This window comes from Pseudomonas sp. BN515, from assembly GCF_029873155.1.
Classification (GTDB): Bacteria; Pseudomonadota; Gammaproteobacteria; order Pseudomonadales; family Pseudomonadaceae; genus Metapseudomonas.
Map to the genome: position 1 here is coordinate 1 of NZ_SSOH01000030.1, position 22,966 is coordinate 22,966.

General features: G+C 63.1%; 21 protein-coding genes. 6 read left to right on the plus strand and 15 right to left on the minus strand.

The window, feature by feature from the left end; genetic code table 11:
- Nucleotides 1-230 precede the first annotated feature (230 nt).
- The 4 genes from msrQ to ilvC all read right to left on the minus strand — a co-directional run bounded on the left by msrQ (nucleotide 231) and on the right by ilvC (nucleotide 3,897).
- A complete protein-coding gene (gene msrQ / locus E8E91_RS08725) occupies nucleotides 231-857 on the minus strand; it encodes a protein-methionine-sulfoxide reductase heme-binding subunit MsrQ (RefSeq protein ID WP_280375425.1) in 627 nt (208 codons plus the stop codon).
- Nucleotides 857-1,861 carry a protein-methionine-sulfoxide reductase catalytic subunit MsrP gene (gene msrP / locus E8E91_RS08730; protein ID WP_280364874.1) on the minus strand — a complete coding sequence of 335 codons (1,005 nt, stop codon included), beginning with the start codon at nucleotides 1,859-1,861 and terminating at the stop codon, nucleotides 857-859. The genes msrQ and msrP overlap by 1 nt, the downstream gene beginning before the upstream one ends.
- A 60-nt stretch (nucleotides 1,862-1,921) precedes the next feature.
- On the minus strand, nucleotides 1,922-2,737 hold the full coding sequence (gene pssA / locus E8E91_RS08735) for a CDP-diacylglycerol--serine O-phosphatidyltransferase (protein WP_190831896.1): 816 nt from the start codon (nucleotides 2,735-2,737) through the stop codon (nucleotides 1,922-1,924).
- Between the two features lie 143 nt (nucleotides 2,738-2,880).
- On the minus strand, nucleotides 2,881-3,897 hold the full coding sequence (gene ilvC, locus E8E91_RS08740) for a ketol-acid reductoisomerase (RefSeq protein WP_016494721.1): 1,017 nt from the start codon (nucleotides 3,895-3,897) through the stop codon (nucleotides 2,881-2,883).
- 123 nt (nucleotides 3,898-4,020) lie between these two features.
- Between ilvC and ilvY the strand changes: the two genes are divergently transcribed.
- Nucleotides 4,021-4,902, plus strand: coding sequence for an HTH-type transcriptional activator IlvY (gene ilvY, locus E8E91_RS08745; RefSeq protein WP_280375426.1), 882 nt, complete (start codon nucleotides 4,021-4,023; stop codon nucleotides 4,900-4,902).
- A 51-nt stretch (nucleotides 4,903-4,953) separates the two neighbouring features.
- On the opposite strand, the gene ilvN is transcribed toward ilvY, so the two are convergent.
- Both ilvN and E8E91_RS08755 read right to left on the minus strand, forming a co-directional pair.
- Nucleotides 4,954-5,445: an acetolactate synthase small subunit gene (gene ilvN, locus E8E91_RS08750; RefSeq protein ID WP_028630051.1), complete on the minus strand. Its 492-nt coding sequence runs from the start codon at nucleotides 5,443-5,445 to the stop codon at nucleotides 4,954-4,956.
- Nucleotides 5,446-5,447: 2 nt separating this feature from the next.
- Complete coding sequence (locus E8E91_RS08755; RefSeq protein ID WP_190831892.1) at nucleotides 5,448-7,172, minus strand: acetolactate synthase 3 large subunit; 1,725 nt, start codon at nucleotides 7,170-7,172, stop codon at nucleotides 5,448-5,450.
- 409 nt (nucleotides 7,173-7,581) lie between these two features.
- Between E8E91_RS08755 and E8E91_RS08760 the strand changes: the two genes are divergently transcribed.
- Nucleotides 7,582-8,040: a DUF4124 domain-containing protein gene (locus tag E8E91_RS08760; protein ID WP_280364885.1), complete on the plus strand. Its 459-nt coding sequence runs from the start codon at nucleotides 7,582-7,584 to the stop codon at nucleotides 8,038-8,040.
- A gap of 9 nt (nucleotides 8,041-8,049) precedes the next feature.
- Here E8E91_RS08760 and E8E91_RS08765 read toward each other — a convergent pair whose 3' ends face one another.
- The 3 genes from E8E91_RS08765 to mrcB are packed head-to-tail and all read right to left on the minus strand — an operon-like array spanning nucleotide 8,050 to nucleotide 11,484.
- Entirely contained in the window at nucleotides 8,050-8,379 is a 330-nt protein-coding gene (locus E8E91_RS08765) for a YqcC family protein (protein ID WP_280364888.1), read from the minus strand.
- Nucleotides 8,379-9,149, minus strand: coding sequence for a tetratricopeptide repeat protein (locus E8E91_RS08770; RefSeq protein WP_280375427.1), 771 nt, complete (start codon nucleotides 9,147-9,149; stop codon nucleotides 8,379-8,381). The genes E8E91_RS08765 and E8E91_RS08770 overlap by 1 nt, the downstream gene beginning before the upstream one ends.
- 16 nt (nucleotides 9,150-9,165) lie before the next feature.
- Nucleotides 9,166-11,484 carry a penicillin-binding protein 1B gene (gene mrcB / locus E8E91_RS08775; protein WP_280364892.1) on the minus strand — a complete coding sequence of 773 codons (2,319 nt, stop codon included), beginning with the start codon at nucleotides 11,482-11,484 and terminating at the stop codon, nucleotides 9,166-9,168.
- Nucleotides 11,485-11,599: 115 nt separating this feature from the next.
- On the opposite strand from mrcB, the gene E8E91_RS08780 reads away from it, so the two are divergent.
- From E8E91_RS08780 to E8E91_RS08790, 3 genes are all read left to right on the plus strand, one after another.
- Nucleotides 11,600-13,159, plus strand: coding sequence for a bifunctional aminoglycoside phosphotransferase/ATP-binding protein (locus E8E91_RS08780; protein ID WP_280375428.1), 1,560 nt, complete (start codon nucleotides 11,600-11,602; stop codon nucleotides 13,157-13,159).
- Nucleotides 13,160-13,444: 285 nt separating this feature from the next.
- Complete coding sequence (locus tag E8E91_RS08785) at nucleotides 13,445-13,717, plus strand: TfoX/Sxy family protein (RefSeq protein ID WP_151136930.1); 273 nt, start codon at nucleotides 13,445-13,447, stop codon at nucleotides 13,715-13,717.
- 105 nt (nucleotides 13,718-13,822) lie between these two features.
- Nucleotides 13,823-14,623 carry a cyclic nucleotide-binding domain-containing protein gene (locus E8E91_RS08790; RefSeq protein ID WP_280375429.1) on the plus strand — a complete coding sequence of 267 codons (801 nt, stop codon included), beginning with the start codon at nucleotides 13,823-13,825 and terminating at the stop codon, nucleotides 14,621-14,623.
- A gap of 275 nt (nucleotides 14,624-14,898) precedes the next feature.
- On the opposite strand, the gene E8E91_RS08795 is transcribed toward E8E91_RS08790, so the two are convergent.
- From E8E91_RS08795 to E8E91_RS08820, 6 genes are all read right to left on the minus strand, one after another.
- Nucleotides 14,899-15,783 (minus strand): ChaN family lipoprotein, encoded by an 885-nt coding sequence (locus tag E8E91_RS08795; protein ID WP_280375430.1) that lies wholly within the window; start codon nucleotides 15,781-15,783, stop codon nucleotides 14,899-14,901.
- Nucleotides 15,784-15,801: 18 nt separating this feature from the next.
- A complete protein-coding gene (locus tag E8E91_RS08800; RefSeq protein ID WP_280375431.1) occupies nucleotides 15,802-16,569 on the minus strand; it encodes a heme ABC transporter ATP-binding protein in 768 nt (255 codons plus the stop codon).
- The gene (locus tag E8E91_RS08805; protein ID WP_280375498.1) at nucleotides 16,569-17,552 is read right to left on the minus strand and encodes an iron chelate uptake ABC transporter family permease subunit; all 984 of its coding nucleotides are present in this window, start codon (nucleotides 17,550-17,552) and stop codon (nucleotides 16,569-16,571) included. Before E8E91_RS08805 ends, E8E91_RS08800 begins: the two co-directional genes overlap by 1 nt.
- A gap of 50 nt (nucleotides 17,553-17,602) precedes the next feature.
- The gene (locus E8E91_RS08810; protein WP_280375432.1) at nucleotides 17,603-18,502 is read right to left on the minus strand and encodes an ABC transporter substrate-binding protein; all 900 of its coding nucleotides are present in this window, start codon (nucleotides 18,500-18,502) and stop codon (nucleotides 17,603-17,605) included.
- Between the two features lie 99 nt (nucleotides 18,503-18,601).
- Entirely contained in the window at nucleotides 18,602-19,666 is a 1,065-nt protein-coding gene (locus E8E91_RS08815) for a ChuX/HutX family heme-like substrate-binding protein (RefSeq protein WP_280375433.1), read from the minus strand.
- Nucleotides 19,667-19,683: 17 nt separating this feature from the next.
- A complete protein-coding gene (locus E8E91_RS08820; protein WP_280364909.1) occupies nucleotides 19,684-19,977 on the minus strand; it encodes an energy transducer TonB in 294 nt (97 codons plus the stop codon).
- 643 nt (nucleotides 19,978-20,620) lie between these two features.
- Between E8E91_RS08820 and E8E91_RS08825 the strand changes: the two genes are divergently transcribed.
- Nucleotides 20,621-22,918 carry a TonB-dependent hemoglobin/transferrin/lactoferrin family receptor gene (locus E8E91_RS08825; protein ID WP_280375434.1) on the plus strand — a complete coding sequence of 766 codons (2,298 nt, stop codon included), beginning with the start codon at nucleotides 20,621-20,623 and terminating at the stop codon, nucleotides 22,916-22,918.
- The last annotated feature ends 48 nt before the right edge of the window (nucleotides 22,919-22,966 follow it).

A 22,966-nucleotide genomic window follows, 5' to 3' on the forward strand; every position in this document is an offset into this window, starting at 1 on the left:
TGCGCTTCCGATCCGATTCACTCTTCTCGTCAGCGGGAGGCGCATTCTACAGCGTTCAAACTCGCTGTCAACACCTCCGATTCAGCTTCATTCGTCAGTGACGAACTGTTTGAAGCGAACCCTTCCAGCACCCTCTCCAAACATTTAACTCATTGATCTACAAGGAGTTTTGCTTGGCGACTGCGCCGGAAGTGGGGCGCATTATAGGGATGCAAAATCTGCCGTCAACACTAAATTGATACTTTTTTGTCATCCCGCCTGAATAGCGCGAAAACCCTAGTCAGGTAGCGCTCCACGATTGGAACTCGCAACAGCAGCAACCCAATACCTGTAACGGCATAGCCGGACCATTCGGCCATATCCGCTCGCACAACCCAGAGCATATGCAGTAGAGCAATCGCCAGAATCGCATATACCAGCCGATGCAATTGCTTCCAGCGCTTACCCAGGCGCCGGATGCTGAAGCGGTTGGACGTTACCGCCAGTGCCAGCAACCCACAGAACCCAAGGGCGCCTACGAATATGTAGGGACGCTTGCCCAGGTCAATCAGTAATTGCTGCATATCCAAGCCGAGCAGGAACACGGCATACCCCGTGATATGCAGCACCACATAAGTGAAGCACCAAAGCCCCACTTGCCTGCGCACCGCAATCCAGCCTCCCCAGCCAGTCAGCTTCTGCAGCGGCGTCATGGACAGGGTGATGAGCAGCAACCAGAGCGCTCCCAGCCCCAGACGATCTACAAGAACCTTGCCCGGGTCCGGCCCAAGGGCAAATATCCAGGCTTGATAGAACCACAGACCGACCGGGATCGGCGCCACGAGGAACACGAACAGTCTCCAGAGTCTGAACCGCATCAGTAGTACTTCCTCAGATCCAGCCCGGCATAGAGGCTGGCCACTTCGTCATAGCCGTTGAACATACGCGTCGGCACGATATTCGGGCTGAACAGGCCACTGGGGAGGCGCCGCTCATGGGCCTGGCTCCAGCGGGGATGGTCCACCTCAGGATTGACGTTCGAATAGAAGCCATATTCCTCAGGGGCGATGGATTGCCATGTCGTGGGTGGCTGCTCACTGACCAGGCTGATTCGCACGATGGACTTGATGCCCTTGAAACCATACTTCCAGGGCACCACCAGGCGCAACGGCGCTCCGTTCTGGTTCGGCAGCACGCGACCATACATACCCACGGCAAGAATCGTCAGCGGATGCATGGCCTCGTCCAGCCTCAGCCCTTCCACATAAGGCCAATCGATCAGGGAGAACCCGGACCGCACACCAGCCATCTCTTCCGGCGCAAGGCGGGTCTCGAAGCTGACGTACTTGGCTTTGCTCGTAGGCTCCACTCGCTTGAGCAATTCAGCCAAGGGGAAACCCAGCCAGGGAATGACCATGGACCAGGCCTCGACACAACGCAGCCTGTAGATGCGCTCTTCAAGCCCGTGTGGCCGGACCAGATCCTCTACTGAATAAGTGCCCGGCTTGCCCACTTCTCCATCGATTCGCACCGTCCAGGGTTCGACCTGCATCTTCTCCGCATAACGCGCCGGGTCGCCCTTGTTAGTCCCGAACTCGTAGAAGTTGTTGTAGTGGGTCGCGTCCTGAAACGGGGTGGTCGACTCGTTCCCCGGCGTTACCGCCTGCCATCGGGTACTGGCGAGCTTCTCACTGAACCACGTTGGCGCCGGCGCTGGCTCAACATCCGGATAGGCCGATGCATCCTGGGCACGGCCAGGCATCGCAGCCATGGCCGCCAGGGCACCGGCCGCACCAAGCAGCTGGCGACGGGAGAGGTAGATGGACTCGGAGGTGACTTCGCTCTCGCGACACGCGGAGGAAGAGGGAATCTGGATCAGCATGGCGGCTCCGCAACTTGGGCAGGGATGCCCAGTAGACTGCGGAGCCGCGAGGAAATTACATCACTCGACCTGCTTGCGGCGACGCAGTTGGAGCAAGTATTGCACCGGGCCGGAAGCGGCGTAAGCCAGGAAGATCAGCAGAAGGATGCGCGGCGGGTCGCTGAACACTACAGCGAAGACCAGCACGACCACGAGAATGGCCACGAAGGGCACACGTCCTTTCAGGTCCAGGTCCTTGAAGCTGTAGAACTTGATGTTGCTGACCATCAGCATGCCAGCCAGGGCGACCAGCAGGGCAACGATGAACGACATGTTCGAGCCCTTGATACCGAAGTCGCTGAATGCCCAGACGGTACCGGCCACTACGCCTGCCGCAGCCGGACTGGCAAGACCGATGAAGTAGCGCTTGTCCACCTTGCCAATTTGGGTATTGAAACGCGCCAGACGCAGCGCCGCGCCGGCCACATAGATGAAGGCAACCGTCAGACCGACGCTCCCCAGCCCACTCAAGGCCCATTCAAAAGCCAGCAATGCCGGCGCAACACCGAAGGCGACCATGTCCGACAGCGAGTCGTACTCGGCACCGAAAGCACTCTGGGTATTGGTGAGTCGCGCAACGCGGCCATCGAGGCTATCCAGCACCATGGCGACGAAAACGGTAGCGGCAGCCACCGAGAAGTTGCCGTTCATGGCATTGACGATGGCGTAGAAGCCGGCGAACAGGTTGGCGGTGGTGAAGAGATTGGGCAGCAGATAGATACCGCGGTGGCGAACCTTGCGCCCATCGGCGTCCTGCCCTTCCTCGACATGCTCGTCGATGGGCAGCAGGCTCTCGCCCTCGGTGGGCTGATTCGGCTCTTCGGGACGTTCACTCATGAACTACATCCTTGCAACGAATACGGTTTGTGGTGGGCGACACGCGGGATGCAGCGCCCGGCAAACAGGCTTTATACCAGAACCCTATCGCCATAACGAAAGAACGCGGCCAAGGCCGCGTTCTTTCTGGATCGGAAAAGACCTTAGTTCTTGGTCTTGTCGACGATCTTGTTGGCGGAGATCCACGGCATCATCGCGCGCAGACGCTCGCCAACCTGCTCGATCGGGTGAGCAGCGTTGTTGCGGCGGTAGGCGGTCATCGAAGCGTAGTTCGAAGCACCTTCCTGAATGAACATCTTGGCGTATTCGCCGTCCTGGATGCGCTTCAGAGCGTTACGCATGGCCTGACGGGATTCGGCGTTGATGACTTCCGGACCGGTTACGTACTCACCGTACTCGGCGTTGTTGGAGATCGAGTAGTTCATGTTGGCGATGCCGCCTTCGTACATGAGGTCGACGATCAGCTTCAGCTCGTGCAGGCACTCGAAGTAGGCCATTTCCGGCGCGTAGCCAGCTTCGACCAGGGTTTCGAAACCGGCTTTCACCAGCTCAACGCAACCGCCGCACAGAACAGCCTGCTCACCGAACAGGTCGGTTTCGGTTTCGTCCTTGAAGGTGGTTTCGATGATGCCGGTACGGCCGCCGCCCACGCCGCAGGCGTAGGACAGGGCTACGTTCTTGGCGTTGCCGGAAGCGTCCTGGTAAATAGCTACCAGGTCAGGGATGCCGCCGCCCTTTACGAACTCGGAGCGAACGGTGTGGCCCGGAGCTTTCGGCGCGATCATGATCACATCGAGGTCAGCGCGCGGTACGACCTGGTTGTAGTGGATGGCGAAGCCGTGGGCGAAGGCCAGGGTGGCACCCTTCTTCAGGTTCGGCTCGACTTCTTCCTTGTACAGCTTGGACTGGAACTCGTCCGGAGTCAGGATCATTACCAGGTCAGCAGCAGCAACGGCTTCCGGCACGCTCTTGACGGTCAGGCCATGGGCCTGGGCCTTGGCAACGGTGGCGGAACCCGGGCGCAGGCCAACGGTCACGTCCACACCGGAATCTTTCAGGTTGCACGCGTGGGCGTGGCCCTGGGAACCGTAACCGATGATGGCAACTTTCTTGCCCTGGATGATCGAGAGGTCACAGTCTTTGTCGTAATAAACTTTCATGTTCTTGACTCTTATAACGAAAGGGATGGGGTGCGCACACCGCGACAAGGGCACATTAAGCGATCTGCTCCATTGCGTAAAATGATATATTCGCAACGCAATGTGCCGATATGAGAAACGCTCGTGGACAGCCACTCCCTCAAGCTCTTTCTTTCCCTGGCAGACAACCTGCACTTCGGCAAAACCAGCCGTGAGCAGCATGTCAGCCCCTCCGCGCTCAGTCGCAGCATCAAGCAACTCGAGGACGAACTCGGCGCACCACTGTTCGTGCGCGACAGTCGCTCGGTTCAGCTGACCCGCGAGGGGCAGCAGTTCCGCGAATACGCGAGCGAGGCCATGAACGGCTGGCATGCCATCCGCCAACGACTCATGCAGGACCAATTGGACCTGAACGGCGAACTCTCCCTCTATTGCTCGGTGACGGCGAGCTACAGCTTCCTCTACGACATCCTGAGCAGCTTCCGCCTGGACTACCCCCGCATCGAAATGAAGCTGCACACCGGCGACCCCGCAAAGGCCGTCGAGCGGGTGCAGCAGGGGCTGGAGGATCTTGCCATCGGTGCCCGACCCGACAACCTGCCAGCCGGCGTCGAATTCCAGTCGATTACCCGCTCGGAGCTGCGCTTCATCGGCCCACAGTCACCTCAACTGCTGACCGAAGAACAACGGAGGCAGCCCACGGCGCAGAGCTGGAAGGACGTACCAATGATTCTCTCGGAAGAAGGCCTTGCCCGGACCCGGACCGACCGCTGGCTGAAAAGCCACGGCATCAAGCCGCGCATCTATGCCCAGGTGAGCGGCAACGAGGCCATCGTCAGCATGGTGAGCCTGGGGTTCGGTATTGGCGTAGTTCCGCAAATCGTGCTCGACAACAGCCCACTGACCGCACGCATTCGAATCTACGATATCCAGCCGCCATTGGCCCCCTACGACATCGGTCTGTTCGCCCTGGAAAAACGCCTCAAGGACCCGCTGATCGCAGCATTCTGGAATCGCCGCCAGTAAAATCCAGGCAATAAAAAACCCCGCACCAGGCGGGGTTTTTCATGACTGCGATCAGATAGTCAGCACTTTGTCGCCACGGGAAATCCCGGTGACGCCACTGCGTACAGTTTCCAGGATCGAGCTGGTGCCGATGGCCTGGATGAAGCTGTCCAGCTTGTCGCTAGTGCCCGCCAGCTGGATCGTATAGACGCTGGAAGTCACGTCGACGATCTGGCCGCGGAAGATGTCGGTGGTGCGCTTGACCTCGGCGCGCTGGGCGCCGGTGGCCTTCACTTTGACCAGCATCAGTTCACGCTCGATGTGAGCGCTCTCCGACAGGTTCACCAGCTTCACCACTTCGATCAGCTTGTTGAGGTTCTTGGTGATCTGCTCGATCACTTCATCGTGGCCGATGGTGGTCAGCGTCAGACGCGACAGGGTCGGGTCCTCGGTCGGAGCCACGGTCAGGCTTTCGATGTTGTAGTTGCGCTGAGAGAACAGGCCGACGACGCGGGACAGTGCGCCCGGCTCGTTTTCCAGCAGCAGGGAAATGATGTGTCGCATGTTCAGGTCCGCTCCGTCTTGCTCAGCCACATGTCGCGCATGGCGCCATCCCGAATCTGCATCGGGTAGACGTGTTCGCTGGAGTCGACCTGGATATCGAGGAACACCAGACGGTTCTTCAGCGAGAACGCCTCTTCCATCTTCGCCTTCAGATCCTTCGGATCGGTCACGCGAATGCCAACGTGGCCATAGGCCTCGGCCAGCTTGACGAAATCAGGCAGCGATTCCATGTAGGAGTGCGAGTAACGGCTGTTGTACTGCATGTCCTGCCATTGGCGGACCATGCCCAGCGCACCGTTGTTCAGGTTGATGATCTTCACCGGCAGGTCGTACTGGAGGCAGGTGGACAGCTCCTGGATGTTCATCTGGATACTGCCCTCGCCGGTCACGCAAGCGACGTCGACTTCCGGGAAGCTCAGCTTGATGCCCATAGCCGCGGGGAAACCGAAGCCCATGGTGCCCAGGCCGCCGGAGTTGATCCAGCGATTGGGCTTGTTGAAGCGGTAGTACTGCGCCGCGAACATCTGGTGCTGACCCACGTCGGAGGTGATGTAGGCATCGCCCTTGGTCACTTCCCAGAGGGTCTCGATCACGCTCTGCGGTTTGATGATGCTGCCGTCGCCCTTGTCGTAGGGGAACAGGTCGCCACCAGCGCGCCACTCATCGATCTGCTTCCACCAGGCCGCGACGGTTTCCTTGTTCGGTGTCTCGCCGATTTCCTTGAGGATGGCGACCATCTCGGACAGCACGCTGTCTACCGGGCCAACGATCGGGATGTCGGCCTTGATGGTCTTGGAGATCGACGCGGGGTCGATGTCGATGTGGATGATCTTGGCGTTCGGGCAGAACTTGGCAGCGCCGTTGATGACGCGGTCATCGAAGCGTGCGCCGACGGCCAGTATGACGTCGCAATGGTGCATCGCCAGGTTGGCGGTGTAGCTGCCGTGCATGCCGAGCATGCCGACGAACTGGCGATCAGTGCCCGGGAAGGCGCCAAGGCCCATCAGGGTGTTGGTGACCGGCAGGTTGAGCATCTTGGCCAGCTCGGTGAGCTGCTCGGATGCGTTGCCCATGATCACGCCACCACCGGAGTACATGATCGGACGCTTGGCGGCCAGCAGCATCTCGGCGGCCTTGCGGATCTGACCGGAGTGGCCACGGACCGCAGGGCTGTAAGAACGCAGCTTGACCTTCTTCGGGTAGCTGTATTCGAACTTCTGGGTCGGGTCGCCCATGTCCTTCGGAATGTCGACGACAACCGGGCCGGGACGGCCGGACTGGGCGATGTAGAACGCCTTCTTGATCACCTCGGGGATTTCCGAGGGATGTTTGATGATGAAGCTGTGCTTCACGATCGGGCGGGAGATACCGACCATGTCGGTTTCCTGGAAGGCATCGGTGCCGACCATGTTGCTCGGCACCTGGCCGGACAGGATCACCATCGGAATGGAGTCCATGTAGGCGGTGGCGATGCCGGTAACGGCGTTGGTCGCACCCGGACCGGACGTCACCAGCACAACACCGGGTTTGCCGGTGGCGCGGGCGTAGCCGTCAGCCATATGGGTAGCAGCCTGTTCATGACGGACCAGGATATGGGTCACTTCATTTTCTTTGAACAGGGCATCGTAGATATGCAGGAGGGCACCACCCGGGTACCCATAGATGTACTTAACGCCTTCGTCACGCAGCGAGCGGACGACCATTTCAGCGCCAGATAAAAGCTCCACGTTTTTCACCTCTAGAACGCCAGATAACCGCCCGCGACCGGACAGCCTGATTAGGTTTGCCTGCAATCAGCGCGTGAGCGACTGGTGGTCGCCGACTACGTCAGCTACTGACTGAACAAGCATCGGGTCGGCCCCTGAGAGTTGTTGCGGGGCTTTCCCACCCAGCGCGAGGTAACGCGTTGCGGGTGTTACAGGTCGGCGCGGGTGTGCACCTCATCGTCTACTACAGCTTCCGACTTGCGGCCGGCCCACTGGAATAGCGAACCCTGGATTCTTCGGATAAGCACGAGACAAGTCAAGTAATCCGTTGAGGAATCTTGCATGGATTGCTGTGACGCGACGCAGGATCAAGGTCGCCGGCTTTTGGTTATAGTTAGCCGAGGACTCACCGCCACTTGAAGGAAACAGCATGCATCGCATGATTTTCGCCGGCAGCCTGTTGCTGGCACTGGCCACGTCTGCCATGGCCGGCCAAGTCTACAAATGGGTCGATGCCCAGGGCGTTACCCACTTCGGCGCGCAGCCGCCAGACGGCCAGCAAGCCACGAGCGTGAATACTTCGGTACCGAAGCCGCGCCCCAGCCTGCCGCTCCTGGACAGTGAGATTCAACAGCAGCAGGCACCGCAATCCGAGAGCCAGCCGGTAGGCGACCAGAAAGCCATCGACGAAAAAGTGAAGGCGGAAGTTGCAACTCAGGAAGCGGAGCGCCGCAAGTACTGCGACAGCATCCGTACCAACCTGGCGCAGTTGCAGAACAACCCGCGACTGCGCACAGAAGTGAACGGTGAAATGCGCCGCCTGAGCGAAGAAGAGCGGCAGTCCCGAATCAAGGATGCCGAAAAGGCGATCAGCGAGAACTGCAACTGAGGCGTCGCCTCAGTTCGCCCCGCCTATCAACCGGTCGAACGCTCCCAGGGCGTCGAGCAGCCTGCCCGCTTCGGTCAGCCGCTCCCGGTAGGCCTCTTCCGCCATGGCACGGATGCCCGACGCGTGAGGCAGCTCCAGGTCGTTCTCCAGGATGACCTTCATACGCGGCAGGAAGATCCACTGCAGCCACTGCTCGAAGGCCAGGGTGTCCACACAGAAAGGCGCCTGGCTGGCTAGGGCATCATCACTGGGCGATACCTCATCCCACCAGCCAAGACTGCGCAGCTCCTGCTCGATGAGCAGGAGTTGGTCGGCGATGTTGACGCAGCGCGGGTCCATTACAGGTTGACCTTGGCTTTATCACGAGCCAGTGCAGCACCGGACGGATCGCCCTGGCGGTCTCGGGAGCGTGCGATCAGATCCCACAAGCTGGCCTGCAGAGCCGGACGGCCGCTGGAGTAAGTCAGCGCGCGACGTGCGAACTGCTCGGCCTGGGCCGCATCGCCCTGGGCCATGCGCACTTCGGCCAGGCGATAAAGCACCTGGGGTTCGCGCGGCGCGATGCGCTGAGCGCGCTCCAGGCTGGCTGCCGCACCATTGAGATCACCGCCCCCCTGCTGTTGCTGAGCAGTGGTCAGCAGCGCCAGAACCGGGCCATCGAGTTGCTCGTCAGCCGCCAGGCCACCCGTGTTGCCGGGAATACCCGTCGGGGCGCTGGGTGCCGGAGCGCTATAGCTCGGCGAGCCGTAGCTGGCACTGGGTGCGCCATAGCTCGGCACGCTGGGTGCGCTCGCTGCCGGACCAGTAGTGATGGGGCCCGGGGTGATCCCACCGCTGGTGATGCTGCCACTGATGGGCGCGCTGGGAGCGGGAGCCGCGATGGGAGCGCCGGAATTGGCGCCAGGCACCATCACCACCACACCGGCGTCCTCGGGAATGCTGCGCGGAGCAGCTGGCGCCGGATTGTAGCCACCGCGGTTGGAACTGCCCTGCTCAAGTTCGGACAAGGGCGCGCCGGAATCGACCACGGGAATGGCGCCCCGCTGCGGGGAGGCGCAACCGGCCAGCAGAGCGGCTGCCGCAAGGGCGGGAATCCAGGCTTTACTCACGTTTCATCCTCTCGGTTCATTGCATCCAACCGCGAACCCAGTCCATCACCGAGTCCACGGGAGCTCCCAGGCCGCAAGGTGCGCCCGGGACAGGTTCGCTGCCACGAATGTAGGGCATCTGGACCGCACCGGGGCAGCTCGCATCGGAGCCCTGGCCGCTGTGCGGATCAATCCACGCCTGCACCACGTTGTCCGGCATCGGCATGTCCAGCGGCAGCGGGTCAGCCTTGCGCATGAAGGCGGTCCAGACCTGCAGCGCGCCGGTTGCCCCGGTCAGCGGCGTCTTGCCGTTATCATCGCGCCCCAGCCAGACCACCGCCAGCAGATCCTGGCTGAAGCCGGCAAACCAGCTGTCCCGCGAATCGTTGGTGGTACCGGTCTTGCCCGCCAGGGTCAGGGACGACGGCAACTGGCTGTACACCGACCGCGCAGTGCCTTCGCGCATCACACGCTGCATCGCGTTCTGCACCAGGTAGATGGCGCCCGGATCGAAGCGTTGCTGAATCTGGAAGGGGTAGCGCTTGAGCGGTTCACCCTCGGCCGTCAGCACACTGCGAATTGCCCGAAGCGGTGTGTTGAATCCGCCGTTGGCCAGGGTCTGGTACATGGTCGCCACTTCCATCGGGCTCAGCGCACCTGCACCGAGGAGCATCGAGGGGTAAGCCGGCCACTCGCGGGAAACACCCAGCCTCTCGAGGGTTTTGAGCACATTGGGTACGCCCAGTTCCAGACCGAGCTTGGCAGTCGACAGGTTGTAGGAGTTCGCCAGCCCCTGGTACAGGTAGATGGTGCCGTGGGCGCGGCGATCATAGTTCTGCGGACGCCATACCTGGCCGTCCTGCCCCTTCACCGAGAAGGGTTCGTCTGCGACCCAACTGGTCAGGGTGTATTGGCTCGGACGCTCGAGGGCGGTGAGGTAGACCGCCGGTTTGATCAGCGAACCAATGGGGCGAACGGCGTCCACCGCACGGTTGAAGCCGGCGAAGCGCGGCTGTCGGCTGCCGATCAGCGCCTGGATTTCGCCGGTTTCCGGGTTGCTTACGACCATGGCCGATTCCACCTGATCGACACCCTTGCGCCCTTCCAGGCGTTTCAGGGTCTCGTTCAGCGAGGTTTCCGCCTTGGACTGCAGGATGGGATCGAAGCTGGTGAAGATGCGCAGACCTTCCTCAGTCAGGTCTTCTTCGCGGTAATCCTCGCGCAACTGGCGCTTAACCAGATCGAGGAAGGCCGGGTAGGAGCTGTCCGCCAGGCTGCCGCGCTTGCTCACGCCGAGGGGCTTTGCCTTGGCTGCGACGGCTTCGGCTGGCGTGATCACGTTCTGCTCGGCGAGCAGATCGATCACCAGGTTGCGACGCTCCAGCGCACGCTCCGGGAATCGGCGGGGGTTGTAGTAGGAGGGCCCCTTGACCATGCCCACCAGCAACGCGATCTGATCTACCTTCAATTCAGCCAGGGGCTGACTGAAGAAGTACTGGCTGGCGAGGCCGAAGCCGTGAATGGCGCGCTGGCCGTCCTGGCCGAGGAATACCTCGTTGAGGTAAGCCTCGAGGATTTCACGCTTGTCGTAATGCAGCTCCAGCAATACCGCCATCATGGCTTCGGTGGCCTTGCGGGAGATGCTGCGCTCGCTGGTCAGGTAGAAGTTCTTCACCAACTGCTGCGTCAGCGTACTGCCGCCCTGGCGCAGTTCACCGGCGGTGGCGTTGACCCAGAACGCACGAGCGATGGACTTGATGGACACGCCGTGGTGATTGAAGAACTCACGGTCTTCGGTCGCCACCAGGGTTTCCACGAGGTAAGCCGGCACCTGATCCAGCTTGATCAGCACACGGTCTTCATGATGAGCGGGATAGAGGCCACCGATCAGCAGGGGTTCCAGGCGCGCAACCGCCAGGTCCGCGCCGCTGGCCTGGTTCAGCCCGGCCACGAAGTCGCCGGAGAAACGCACGCGTACGCGCTGGGCCGGCTCGGCGCCCTCATAGAACTGGAAGCCGCGGGTATTCAGCTCGACGGTACTGCCCGACACCGAAGCGGCACCTGGACCGTTGGAAACGCTTTCGCGCCGATAGCCAAGGGCGTCCAGTTCCTTCAGGAAGTCGTCCTTGGACAGTTTCAGGCCGACGAACAGCTCCAGCGGACGCGCGTAGACCTTGGCCGGCACCGTCCAGCGCTTGCCGGAGAATTTCTCCTGCACCACGGCGTCGAGATAGATGGCGAAACCGGCCAGAATCACCAGGCCTACCAGGCCCAGTTTGAAAGCCCAGCCCAACCATGGGCGAAGGCTGCTGGAACGGCGTTTTGAGCGGGATTTGGGAGAGCGGGGACGTGTCATGGCGGCGCATTATACGCACTTTATCCACAGCCAACAGGCACGCCCTGACGGTTTGCAGGGCGTCGCTCAGAGGCGATAATGCCGGGCTTCCACAGCTACCGAACAAGGAACGCCCGTGAGCCAGTCCCTGATAGCCGCCCTGCAGAACCCCGCCCTCTACCCCCATGCGGTAGACGGGTTCCAGGTGATCGAGACGCACATCTCCTGGGTGCTGCTGACCGGCAGCTACGTATATAAGGTGAAGAAGCCCGTGAACTTCGGCTTCCTCGATTTCACCAACCTCGATGATCGTAAGCACTTCTGCGAGGAGGAGCTGCGCCTCAATCAGCGCCTGACCCGCGGCCTCTACCTCGAAGTCCTGCCGATCACCGGCAGCACCGAGGCCCCGCAGATCGGCGGCGAAGGTCCGGCCATCGAGTACGTACTGAAGATGCGCCAGTTCCCCCAGGAAAACCTGCTCAGCGCCATGCAGGCCCGCGGCGAACTGACCCCCGCTCATATCGACGCCCTCGCCGGGCAGATCGCCAGCTTCCACCTGGCCGCCCCGAAAGTGGCCGTCGAGCACCCGCTGGGCACTCCTGATGCGGTGATGATGCCAGTGCGCCAGAACTTCGAGCAGATCCGCCCGATGCTGAGCGATAAGGCCGACCTGCAACAACTGGACGCCCTGGAAGCCTGGGCCGAAAGCAGCCACGAGCGACTCAAACCGCTGCTGGCGCGCCGCAAGCAGGAAGGCTTCATCCGCGAATGCCACGGTGATATCCACCTGGGCAACGCCACGCTGATCGATGGCGAGGTCGTGATCTTCGACTGCATCGAGTTCAACGAGCCTTTCCGCTTCACCGACGTCTACGCCGATACCGCCTTCATCGCCATGGACCTGGAAGATCGCGGCCTCAAGTCTCTCTCCCGCCGCCTGGTCAGCCAGTACCTGGAGCACACCGGCGACTATGAGGGCCTGGAGCTGCTCAACTTCTACAAGGCCTATCGCGCTCTGGTCCGCGCCAAGATCGCGCTGTTCAGCCTGGCCCACCAGCCCGACGCGGTGCAGAAGGCCGCTACGCTTCGCCAGTACCGCAACTACGCCGGGCTGGCGGAAAGCTACAGCGCCATCCCCTCGCCGTTCCTGGCCATTACCAGTGGCGTATCCGCCTCGGGCAAGAGCCACGTGGCGCTGCGTCTGGTGGAAGCCCTCGGCGCCATCCGCCTGCGTTCGGACGTCGAACGCAAGCGCCTGTTCGGTGAACAGCAGCAAGGTAGCGACGGCCTGCAAAGCGGCATCTATAGCACCGATGCCAGTTCCGCCACCTACGAGCACCTGAACCAGTTGGCGCGTGTCGCCCTGCACGCCGGCTTCCCCGTGGTTATCGACGCCACCTTCCTCAAGCAGGACCAACGCAAGGCCGCACGCCAGGTCGCTGAGGAAACCGGTACGCCGTTCCTGATCCTCGACTGCCATGCACCGGAGGCGGTGATTGAATCCTGGCTGATCCAGCGCCAGGCCGAAGGCAGCGACCCGTCCGACGCCACCATGGAAGTGGTACGCGCTCAACTGGCCAGCCGCGAACCACTGGATGCGAACGAGCAAGCGCAAAGCAAGCGCATCGACACCGATCAGGCCGCCAGCCTCGACGGTCTGGTGGAGCTCATCCGCCAGCATCTGCCGGGCGTCTGACCCTCCTACGCCGCGTCGGGCAACATCCGGCGCGGCTTCTATACTGCCGGCTGAGTCGCCCTCAGCCGTGCAGCAGGATCTTCTCCCTCCAATTGCCGACATCCCCGCCGGCGGTTGGCACCTCTGCCCGAACGAAGCGACCCGCCCTATCGTCAGCAGTGATCGTTATCCGTGCAGGAAGCGCACGAGGATTGAGCGATAGCACAAGGCCACGCACTACGAATGGCCGCTACACTTATCCACAGCCCTGCCCCTCTCGCGCCCAATCCATCGCAAGGAGGCTCGATGAACGACGAACTGCAACACATGAAGAACCTGGGCAAGACTTCAGCACAGTGGCTGCATGCCGTCGGCATCCACAGTGCCTCCGACCTGCGCCGGCTCGGTGCGGTCGGCGCCTACAAGGCTGTTCGGGCCAGGGGCTTCAGGGCCTCGAAAGTACTGCTCTACGCCATCGAGGGGGCCCTTCTGGATATTCACTGGAATGACCTGCCCCCCGGCCACAAGGCAGAGCTGAACCATCAACTGGACACTCCAGGCGCCAACAACAAGAGCTAGCTCACAACCTCCGCCAAGAGAGATTTACGAGCTAGGCGAAGGTCCTTATTGTTTCAGGGACCTTCGTGTGCGACGCCATTCCAGTCAGTTCAAGGAATTTCTGCCATGTACCTACTCGGGGAGCAACCGGCCTACGCCGACCAGCTGATCAACAGACTGCAGAGCATCCCCGGGCAGTTGCTCGACGGGCTGGAACCGAGCGGCCCCGCGCTGCGATTGGAGCAGGTCGAGGACCTGTCGCCGATGCTGCCGGGCAACCAGTTGTTCCTGATCGAGAATGGCCTGATCCACGCCCTAGTCGACGAACGCCCCCTCTTCTATCTGCAGGAAGGCGACCTGATCGGGCTGCGCCAAGGCATCGACCTGCCCTCCTGCCGCTACAGCAGCGACGAACCCATCAGCCTGCTGCCATTCAGCCGCAGTGAAGTGTTCAAGCACATCTATGGCAACGAAAAGCGCCAGGAACTGTTCATCCAGTACCTGGTGGGCCATACCGCCCTGCTGTCGGACGCCGTGGCCCGACTGAAGCAGCCTGACGTTCGTCCCTCTACCGGTTTCCAGCACTTCTCCGCAGGCGAAGAGCTGATTCACCAGGGCGACGAAGCCGACCACGTGTTCATCATCATCGAGGGTCACGCCGAGGCGTACGTCGATGGGCAGAAGGTGGGCGACGTGCAGAAGGACGAGATATTCGGCGCCATGGCCGTGTTCACCCGGGAGCGGCGCAGCGCCACGGTGGTGGCCAGCGAGGCCTGCACCGTGATGGTGATCCCCAAGGAGCAGTTCCTCAGCCTGATGCAGAGCAACCCGCGCATCGCCCACAGCCTCATCGAGAGCATGGCGCGCCGCATCGATCTGCTGAACAAGGAAGTCACCCAGTTGCGCCTGTCGCCCGAGCGGGCCTGACCCCGCCACCAAACCCGATAAAGGAAACCCCGGCACAAGGCCGGGGTTTCTGCTTTCAGGGCATCGCGCGACAGGGCATGAAGAAATTCCCCGAATCAACGCTTGACTTGAAAATGAGAATTGTTATTATTCACGCAACTGGTCGCGAGATCAGCCGGTAAGCTGGGAGACCAAGCAGTCGGGCTCTTCAGATTATCTCCTCATCAGGCTAATCACGGTTTTGGACCCGGCAGTTTGCCGGGTCTTTTTTTGCCCACGATTTCTGATTTCGAACCTCAGCGCGCCGGCGCCATCTGCTTGAGCATGTCGGCGCAATGATCGATGGGCGGAAGCGCCGCGGTGTACCAGACGAAGTCAGCCGCGCCCCGCTCCACCGTCTTGCCCACTTCCGACAGGATCAGTACCGCGCTGCCATCAGATTTGCCAAGGTCCGCCAGATGCAGGGGCACGCCCAGGTCGCGACGCACATGGTAGGCGCCAGCGAACAGCATGGCCGGGCCGGGTGCCGCCAGCAGCCGCTCGGCCATGCGCCGGTCACGTTGCTGCTGCACCGCCAGCATCGCCGGCATCTGGGACTCCGGCAACATTCCGCAGTGGGATTCACGAATCTGTTCCAGCAACGGCCCGCGTACCGCATCGGCGGTGGAGCGCTTGCCCTGTAACACCGGACGCTCCTTGTAGATGCGCTTTATCTCGCTGCGGTCGAGGTTGGCAGCCAGCAGCGGGTACGGCTGCACCAGCGCATGACGGACGATCGGGCCGTACAGGTCCCAATCCCAGTTCTCCTGCCAGGCCAGCGACTGTGGCAGGTCCGCCGGCAGCGCCCCCTGGCGCACGGCATCCACCTTTGCCTGCTGCTCGGGATCGAGCATTTCCAGCAGCAGGCTGCCCTGGTCGCGACGGGACTCCAGTGCCTCCAGCAACCACAGCTGCAAGGCATGGTGGTCCGGGTTGTCGTGCTGCTCGCCGACCAGCACCCGTGGCTGGACAGCGAGCCGGTCGACCAGTTGCTCCGGCGTCAGTCGTTCGCCGGTGCGCAGGTCACGGATTACGCCCAGGTCCGCGCTATCGCGGCCCTCGGGGCTTTGCCAGGCAGGTACCGACGGCAGGCTCTGGCAGGCGGCCAGCAAGCCACAGATGAAAAGCAGGAAAACGCGCATGAAGGTTCCTTGTTCGATTCAGCGAGCGACGATCAGGGGATGACCCCGCTCCGGATGGCGCTGCACCAGCACCTCCAGGCCGAAAACCGCCTTGAGGGGTTCAGCCTGGAGCACCTGCTCCGGCGAACCCAACAGATGTGGCCGGCCATCGGCGAGCAACAGCAGGCGATCGCAGTAACGCGCCGCGAGGTTCAGGTCATGGAGGATCACCAGCACCGCCACACCGCGATCAGCGAAAGCGCGCACGGCCTGCAAGGTAGTGTGCTGGTGCAATGGATCGAGCGCCGAGGTGGGCTCGTCCAGCAACAGTATCTGTCCCGCACTACCCGGCCAAAGCTGCGCCAGCACCCGCGCCAGATGTACCCGCTGGCGCTCGCCACCGGAGAGCGCCAGATAGCTGCGGCCCGCCAGGTGGCTGGCGTCCGCTGCCTGGAGGGACTCGGCGACCACTTCGGCATCCCGTTCCCGGCCGGTATCGTGAGGCATGCGCCCCATGGCCACGACTTCTTCGACGCGGAACGCGAAGTTCAGGGTTGAGCTTTGCGGCAGCACCGCCAGAAGCCGCGCGCGTTGCGGACCACTCCAGTCGGCCAGCGCCCGTCCATCCAGACTGACCTGCCCGGCTGCCGCCGACACCTCGCCGCAAAGCGCACCGAGCAGTGTGCTCTTGCCCGCGCCATTGGGGCCGAGCACGCCGAGCACTTCCCCGGGCTGCAGCTCCAGATCGACGCCCGCAAGCACCCGCTTGCCACCCCGCAGCACGTCCAGTTGTTCCACGCGCAGCATCAGGGGCGACCTCGCACCAGCAGATAAAGGAAGAACGGCGCACCAATCAGCGCCGTGACGATACCGATGGGCAGTTCGGCCGGCGCCAGCACCAGACGCGCCGCCAGATCCGCCAGCAGCATCAGGCTGGCCCCGGCCAGGGCCGAAGCCGGCAGCAGGACCCGGTGATCCGGCCCGGCGACCAGGCGCACCAGGTGCGGCACCACCAGGCCGATGAAACCGATCAGCCCCGCCGCCGCCACCGCCGCGCCCACGCCGAGCGCCGTGCAGAACACCAATTCACGTTTCAGGCGTTCCACATCGAACCCCAGGTGACGGGCTTCGGATTCGCCCAGCAACAAGGCGTTCAGCGCCTTGGCCCGGCGCGGCAGCCAGAAGACCACGAACAGCGTGACGATCAGCAGCGGCCAGAGCCGCGAATAGCTCGCGCCATTGAGGCTGCCCATGTTCCAGAAGGTCAGGCTGCGCAGGGTGGCGTCGTCGGCGAGGTAGGTGAACAGGCCAATTACCGAGCCGGCCAACGCAGTCAGGGCAATGCCGGCGAGCAACATGGTGGCCACGCTGGTCTGGCCGTCACGACGCCCGAGGCGATAGACCAGCAAGGTCACCCCCAGGCCGCCGGCAAAGGCGCAGACGGACAACAGATAAGGAGCGAACGCATCCGGCAGGCCGCCCAGTGCGGCTCCACCGACAATGGCCGCAGCACCACCCAGGGCGGCGCCACTGGACACGCCTACCAGGCCCGGATCGGCCAGGGGATTGCGGAACAGCCCCTGCATGGCGACGCCGGACAGCGCCAGCACCGCTCCCACCGCCAGCCCGAGCAGGGTGCGCGGCAGGCGGATCTGCCCGAGGATCAGCTCGGCTTGCTCCAGCCCCTCTCCAGAAAACGGCAAGCCAGCCAGCCGTAGCGCCGCGCGAAGGGTCTCGCCCAGCGGCAGGCTCACCGGCCCCAGCGCCAGGGACAGCCAGAGCGCCAGCAGCAGAAGGACGCCCAGGAAGATGAACAGCGGGCGCGAATGAAGGGAAGCAGTCATGGCTGGCTCGGGGCTTTCTCGATCAGGGCCGGAGCCGAAGGATAGAGGCCGGCGGACAGCTCGGCCATGCCGTCAGGCACACGCGGCCCCAGCCCGCCCACCAACAGGGTCGGGTCCAGGCTGAGCAGGCGCCCCTCGCGGGCGGCACGGGTAGCGGCCAGGGCCGGGTTCTGCTTGAGCAACGCCTCGCGCGCGGCGTCACCTTCCAGGCGGCGATCGGCAATGACCACCACATCGGGGTCGAGCGCCGCCAGCGCTTCATTGGAAATGGCCTTGTAGCCCTGGTGATCGGTCAGGTTGTGCCCGCCGGCGCGCTTGATCAGCCAGGCAGCCGCCGTGTCCTTGCCAGCCGCCAGCGGGCTGCTGCCGGAGTGGCCGAGCAGGAACAGTACCCTGGGTGCCTTCTGCGTCTGCTGCACCTTGGCCACCCACTCGGCCTGGCGCTTCAGGCGCTGGCCATACTCGGCGAAGACCTGGTCGGCACGTGCCTCGGCACCGAGCATGGCGCCGATCAGCTTGAGGTTCTTTTCCAGGGTGGGCAGATCAGGGGTGGATGCCAGGCGCTCGATCCGCACCCCGGCCGCGCCGATTTGCGCCAGCACCGGCGGCGGCCCCATCTCTTCGGTCCCGACCAGGATGTCAGGGCGCAGCGTGAGTATGCCTTCCGCCGCCAGCTGTCGCTGGTAGCCAATGCTGGGCAGGGCCTTCAATGACTCGGGGTGCTGGCTGGTGGTATCCACGCCCACCAGCTTGTCCTGCCCGCCGAGGGCAACCACCCATTCACTGACCGAACCGCCGGCGCTGACCCAGCGCTGGGGCAGGGACTCCGCCAGAGCAGCCGGGTGGAAGAACAGAATGCCGGCACAGAGGCTGGCCAGCCTGACCACTAGATGCATCGAAAACAACTCCATCGCTGAATGCGGGAAAGCCAACGCCCTGTGCTGACAGGGCGCGGGCCTGGATAGGGACGCGAATGGTCCCTTGGCGGCTCGAACTCAGAGTGCCGGGGCACTTTCCGCTAGGGCCCGCCAGTCTTCCCGCTCAGGAATACCGGGTTTGCGGGCACCGAACAATTGCACGACGAGCTGACCTTCAGCATCGAACGCTTCCCAACTAGTGATCACTCCATCGGTGCTGGGCTTGCGTACGCGCCACAGCTCGGTCACGCCGGCAGTCTGCAGGTGCAGGTTGAACTCCGGGTCAAGCACGTTGAACCAGGTGTCCAGCCACTTCAGGTTGCTGACGGTACCGCTGTGGATCTGGATGCAATGACGGTTGCCGACGAACACCATGATCGGCACCTCGCGCGCCCCGGCCTCTTCCATCAGGCGCGGCAGTTCGGCGGTATCCAGCTTCTCGGCCCACTGTCTGCCGGCCAGGCGTAGCGCCTGGGTGCGTTCAGCACCGTGCTTCTTCAGCAGGGCGAAGAAGTGGTGGGTGTCCTTCAGCGTTGCCCAGCCTTCACGCAGGGAATCGACATCGATTTCTGCATCGGGACGGATCGGGACGGGGTCAGACTGAGGCCGGAGCTCGAGCTCGTCGCTCTGTTCCTCGGCGCGGAAGCGCTCCACCAGGGGTTCCCAGGCGGCGAGCTCGCTGTCTCCGGTCAAGAACACCTTGTGCACCGCAGTGCCCTGCTGGTCGAAGATCTGGATGCTGCGCAGGATACCGCGCGGGGTTTCCTCGGCCACGGCGAATACGCTGGCCCAGCCGCCCATGAACAGGCGCAGGTCGATATCGGCTGACACCACCAGGCCCATCTGGCCGTTGGCCGCCACGGAGACCTCCCGGTAATAGCCCTTGCGCTCGTGCACGCAATGCTCGTTGCGGGTCAGCGCCATGATGTAACCCAGCTCGCCCAGCGCGGGCAGCAGGCTGGCCCAGTCCGGTCGCAGGCGCACGGTATCGACGCCCAGGCGGCTGGCGGTCAGCTCAGCCTCACTGACGGACAGGTGCTGGGCGGCATCCCGCGCGCGCAGGCGCGGCTGCTCGGAACGCAAGGTTTGCCAGGCCTGGTACAGAGGTGAAACCGGGCTGGGGGTCGAAGATTGCAGGTTCATCTGAAGCTCCTTGTGATTCAGCGACTCGCCGAAAGGGCGAACTCAATGGGGATGTGCACGCGGCTAGGCACAGGCAGGCCGTTCTGGGTTTCAGGGCGGAAGCGCCAGTTGGCGACCGCATCCATGGCCGATCTATCCAGGCTTTCCACGCCAGAGGAGCGAAGCAGCCTCAGCTCCCGCAGATGGCCATCTGCGTCCAGCCGCGCCTCCACCAGGACGAGGCCTTGCTGGTTGCGACGGCGCGCCTGGGCCGGATAGATGGGCGGCTTGGGCGGTGTGAGGAATTCAGGCTCACGACTGAAGACTTCCATGTCCGCCGCCCTGGTCGCCGGCGTACTGGCGAGCGCCGGCGGCTCGCGGTGGCTTGGGACAGCATCGGCAGCCTTCGTTGGCGGCGCACTTGCTGCTTCTCCGGAGCGCGGCTCCACAGGCTCTGCCTTCGCCATCGGGCGGGCAGGCGCGGGCTGCGGCTTACTCGTCACCATGGGCCTGGGCTCGGGTCTCGGCGCCTTCACCGACTGCGCCGGCCTGGCGGCTGGCAACGGGCGCGCCACAGGTTTCGGAGCTGCTCTCGGGACGGGCGCCGGTTCCGGGCTCACCAGTTGAATCAGCATCGCCTCGGGAGCTCGCACGGCCACGCCTGGCTCTGCTCGGAGCCCATGCAGCAGCCAGCCCACACCAAAGTGCAGGGCCAGGACAAGCGCGAAGCTGAGCAGGAAGCGCGGCATCGAGATCGACCAATTATTAATACGAATTCATTTGATTATTATTTGCATTTAACTGTCAACGTCATTATGGTTCTGCGCCGATATCAACCTGCGATCACCAGTAAGACCTGACGGAAAAGCCCCGGAAAAAGCGGACATATCGCTGGAAACGGATGCCAGGACGCCGGAAAGTCTCCGGCGAACCCATGTCGGCTGCTGGTACGCCCTTGTTACCGGGAGCCTCCCCATGGCGCTGCGTCCGCCCTTTGCCCGTCGATCCGGGCTTGCCCTGCTGTTGCTCTGCCCTTCCCTCGCACTGGCCGCCGAAAAGACGGCAACCCAGTTCGACACCATGACGGTGACCGCCACCCGCAGCGAGCAGCGCCTCGACGAGGTGCCGAACACGGTGACCGTGCAATCCGAGCGCGATATCGACCAGAAGAACGTGAACAACATCCGCGACCTGGTGCGCTATGAACCGGGCGTTTCGGTGAGCGGCACCGGCAGCCGATTCGGCCTCTCCGGCTTCACCATTCGCGGCATCGGCGGGAATCGGGTGCTGACCCAGGTGGACGGCGTGTCCGTCCCGGACGCGTTCAACTTCGGCCCGTTCCTCAACGCCCAGCGCAATTACATCGACCCGGACATCGTCAAACAGGTGGAAATCATCCGTGGCCCGGCGTCCTCGCTGTACGGCAGCGACGCCATCGGTGGCGCGGTGAGCTTCCTGACCAAGGATGCCGCCGACTACCTGGATGAAGGTGACGACGCCTATGCCCGCCTCAAGACCGGCTACAGCAGTGCCGACAACAGCTGGCTGCGCAGCGCCACCTTCGCCGCCCGCCAGGGCGTCGTGGATGGCGTGCTCCACCTCGGCCGCCGAACCGGCGACGAAACCGAAACCTTCGGCGGCCGTGGCGGCTTGGGCAGCGGCCGCGAGGAAGCCAACCCGCAGGACTTCACCACCGACAACATGCTGGCCAAGATCGGCTGGAACTACGCCGGCAACGACCGCCTGCAACTGACCTACGAGCGCTTCCAGGACGACGTCGATACCCGCGTGCTGAGCGAGGCCTCCAGCCTGACCTCCACTTCCCTCGGCGGCGGCATGTTCAGCAATGCCCTGATCGCCGCCAGCAACGCCAAGGACAGCACCGATCGCGAACGCATCAGCCTTGAGCACCAACTGGAATTGAACACGGCCTTTGCCGATCAGCTGAAATGGCAGCTCAACCACCAGGACAGCCAGATTCGCCAGCAGACCGACCAAAACCGCTACAGCTGGGTGGCCTTCAACCGCAACCCGGTGCCGCCGGCTTCAGCCTTCGAGCGCCTGCGCACCCGCGACTCGGTCTACGAAGAGAAGCTCTGGTCGTTCAATAGCCAGCTGGACAAGCACTTCGCCCTGGGTGATACCCAGCACCACCTGATCTATGGCGTCGACCTCAAGCGCCTGGAGAGCAGCGACCTGCGCAAGGGCAACGAGATCCGCGTCAGCACCGGGCAACCCCTGCCGCCCGCGTTCGGCGCGGAAACCTTCCCGCTGAGCGACTTCCCCGACCCCGTTACCCACGAGTACGCCCTGTTCGCCCAGGACAGCATCGAGATCGGCCGCTGGACCCTGCTGCCCGGCCTGCGCTACGACTACTACGAACTCAGGCCTGACGTGACACCGGAATACCTGAACAGCAACCCGGTGGACCGCAACCCTTCCAACTTCAGCGATCACCAGCTGTCGCCCAAGCTCGGCGCCACCTATCGCCTGGACGACGCCCACAGCCTCTACGGCCAGTACGCCGCCGGCTTCAAGGCGCCGGAGCCTGTGGATATCTTCGGGGAGTTCGTCAACGCCGGCATGGGCTACCAGACCATCGCCAACACCAATCTGAAGCCGGAAACCAGCGACAGCTACGAAATCGGCCTGCGCGGCAAGTACGACACTGGCAGCTTCGGCGTGGCGCTGTTCTACAACCGCTATGAAGACTTCATCGAGCAGGTGACCGTCCCCGATCCGACCGGCAACAACCTGCTCACCTTCCAGTCGCAAAACCTGAACAAGGTGACCATCCGCGGCGCCGAGGCCCGAGGCGAACTCTTCCTCGACAGTTTCGGCCTGCCGACCGGCACCCGCCTCCTCGGCACGATCGCCTATGCACGCGGCAAGAACGAGGAAACCGGGGCGCCGATCAATAGCATCGACCCGCTCAAGTCGGTGATCGGCCTCGCCTACGCGGAACCCTCCGGCAAGTTCGGCGGTGACCTGGCCTGGACCCTGGTCAAGGCCAAGGACCGCATCGACCAGTCGAACAACGCCAGCCTGCGCATCAGCGAGCAGTTCGCCACCCCGGGTTACGGCACCCTCGACCTCAATACCTGGTGGCAGGTCACCGATGCCCTCTCGGTGAACGCCGGCCTGTTCAACCTGACCGACAAGCAGTACTGGCAATGGGGCGACGTCCAGGGGCTGGACGCCAGCAGCCGCAGCCTGGGCCGTTACACCCAGCCGGGCCGCAACGCCTCGGTCAACCTGGTCTGGGAGATCTGACCCCGTTCAGCTTTCAGCACAGGGACGTGCCCCTCTTGGGCAAGCCAC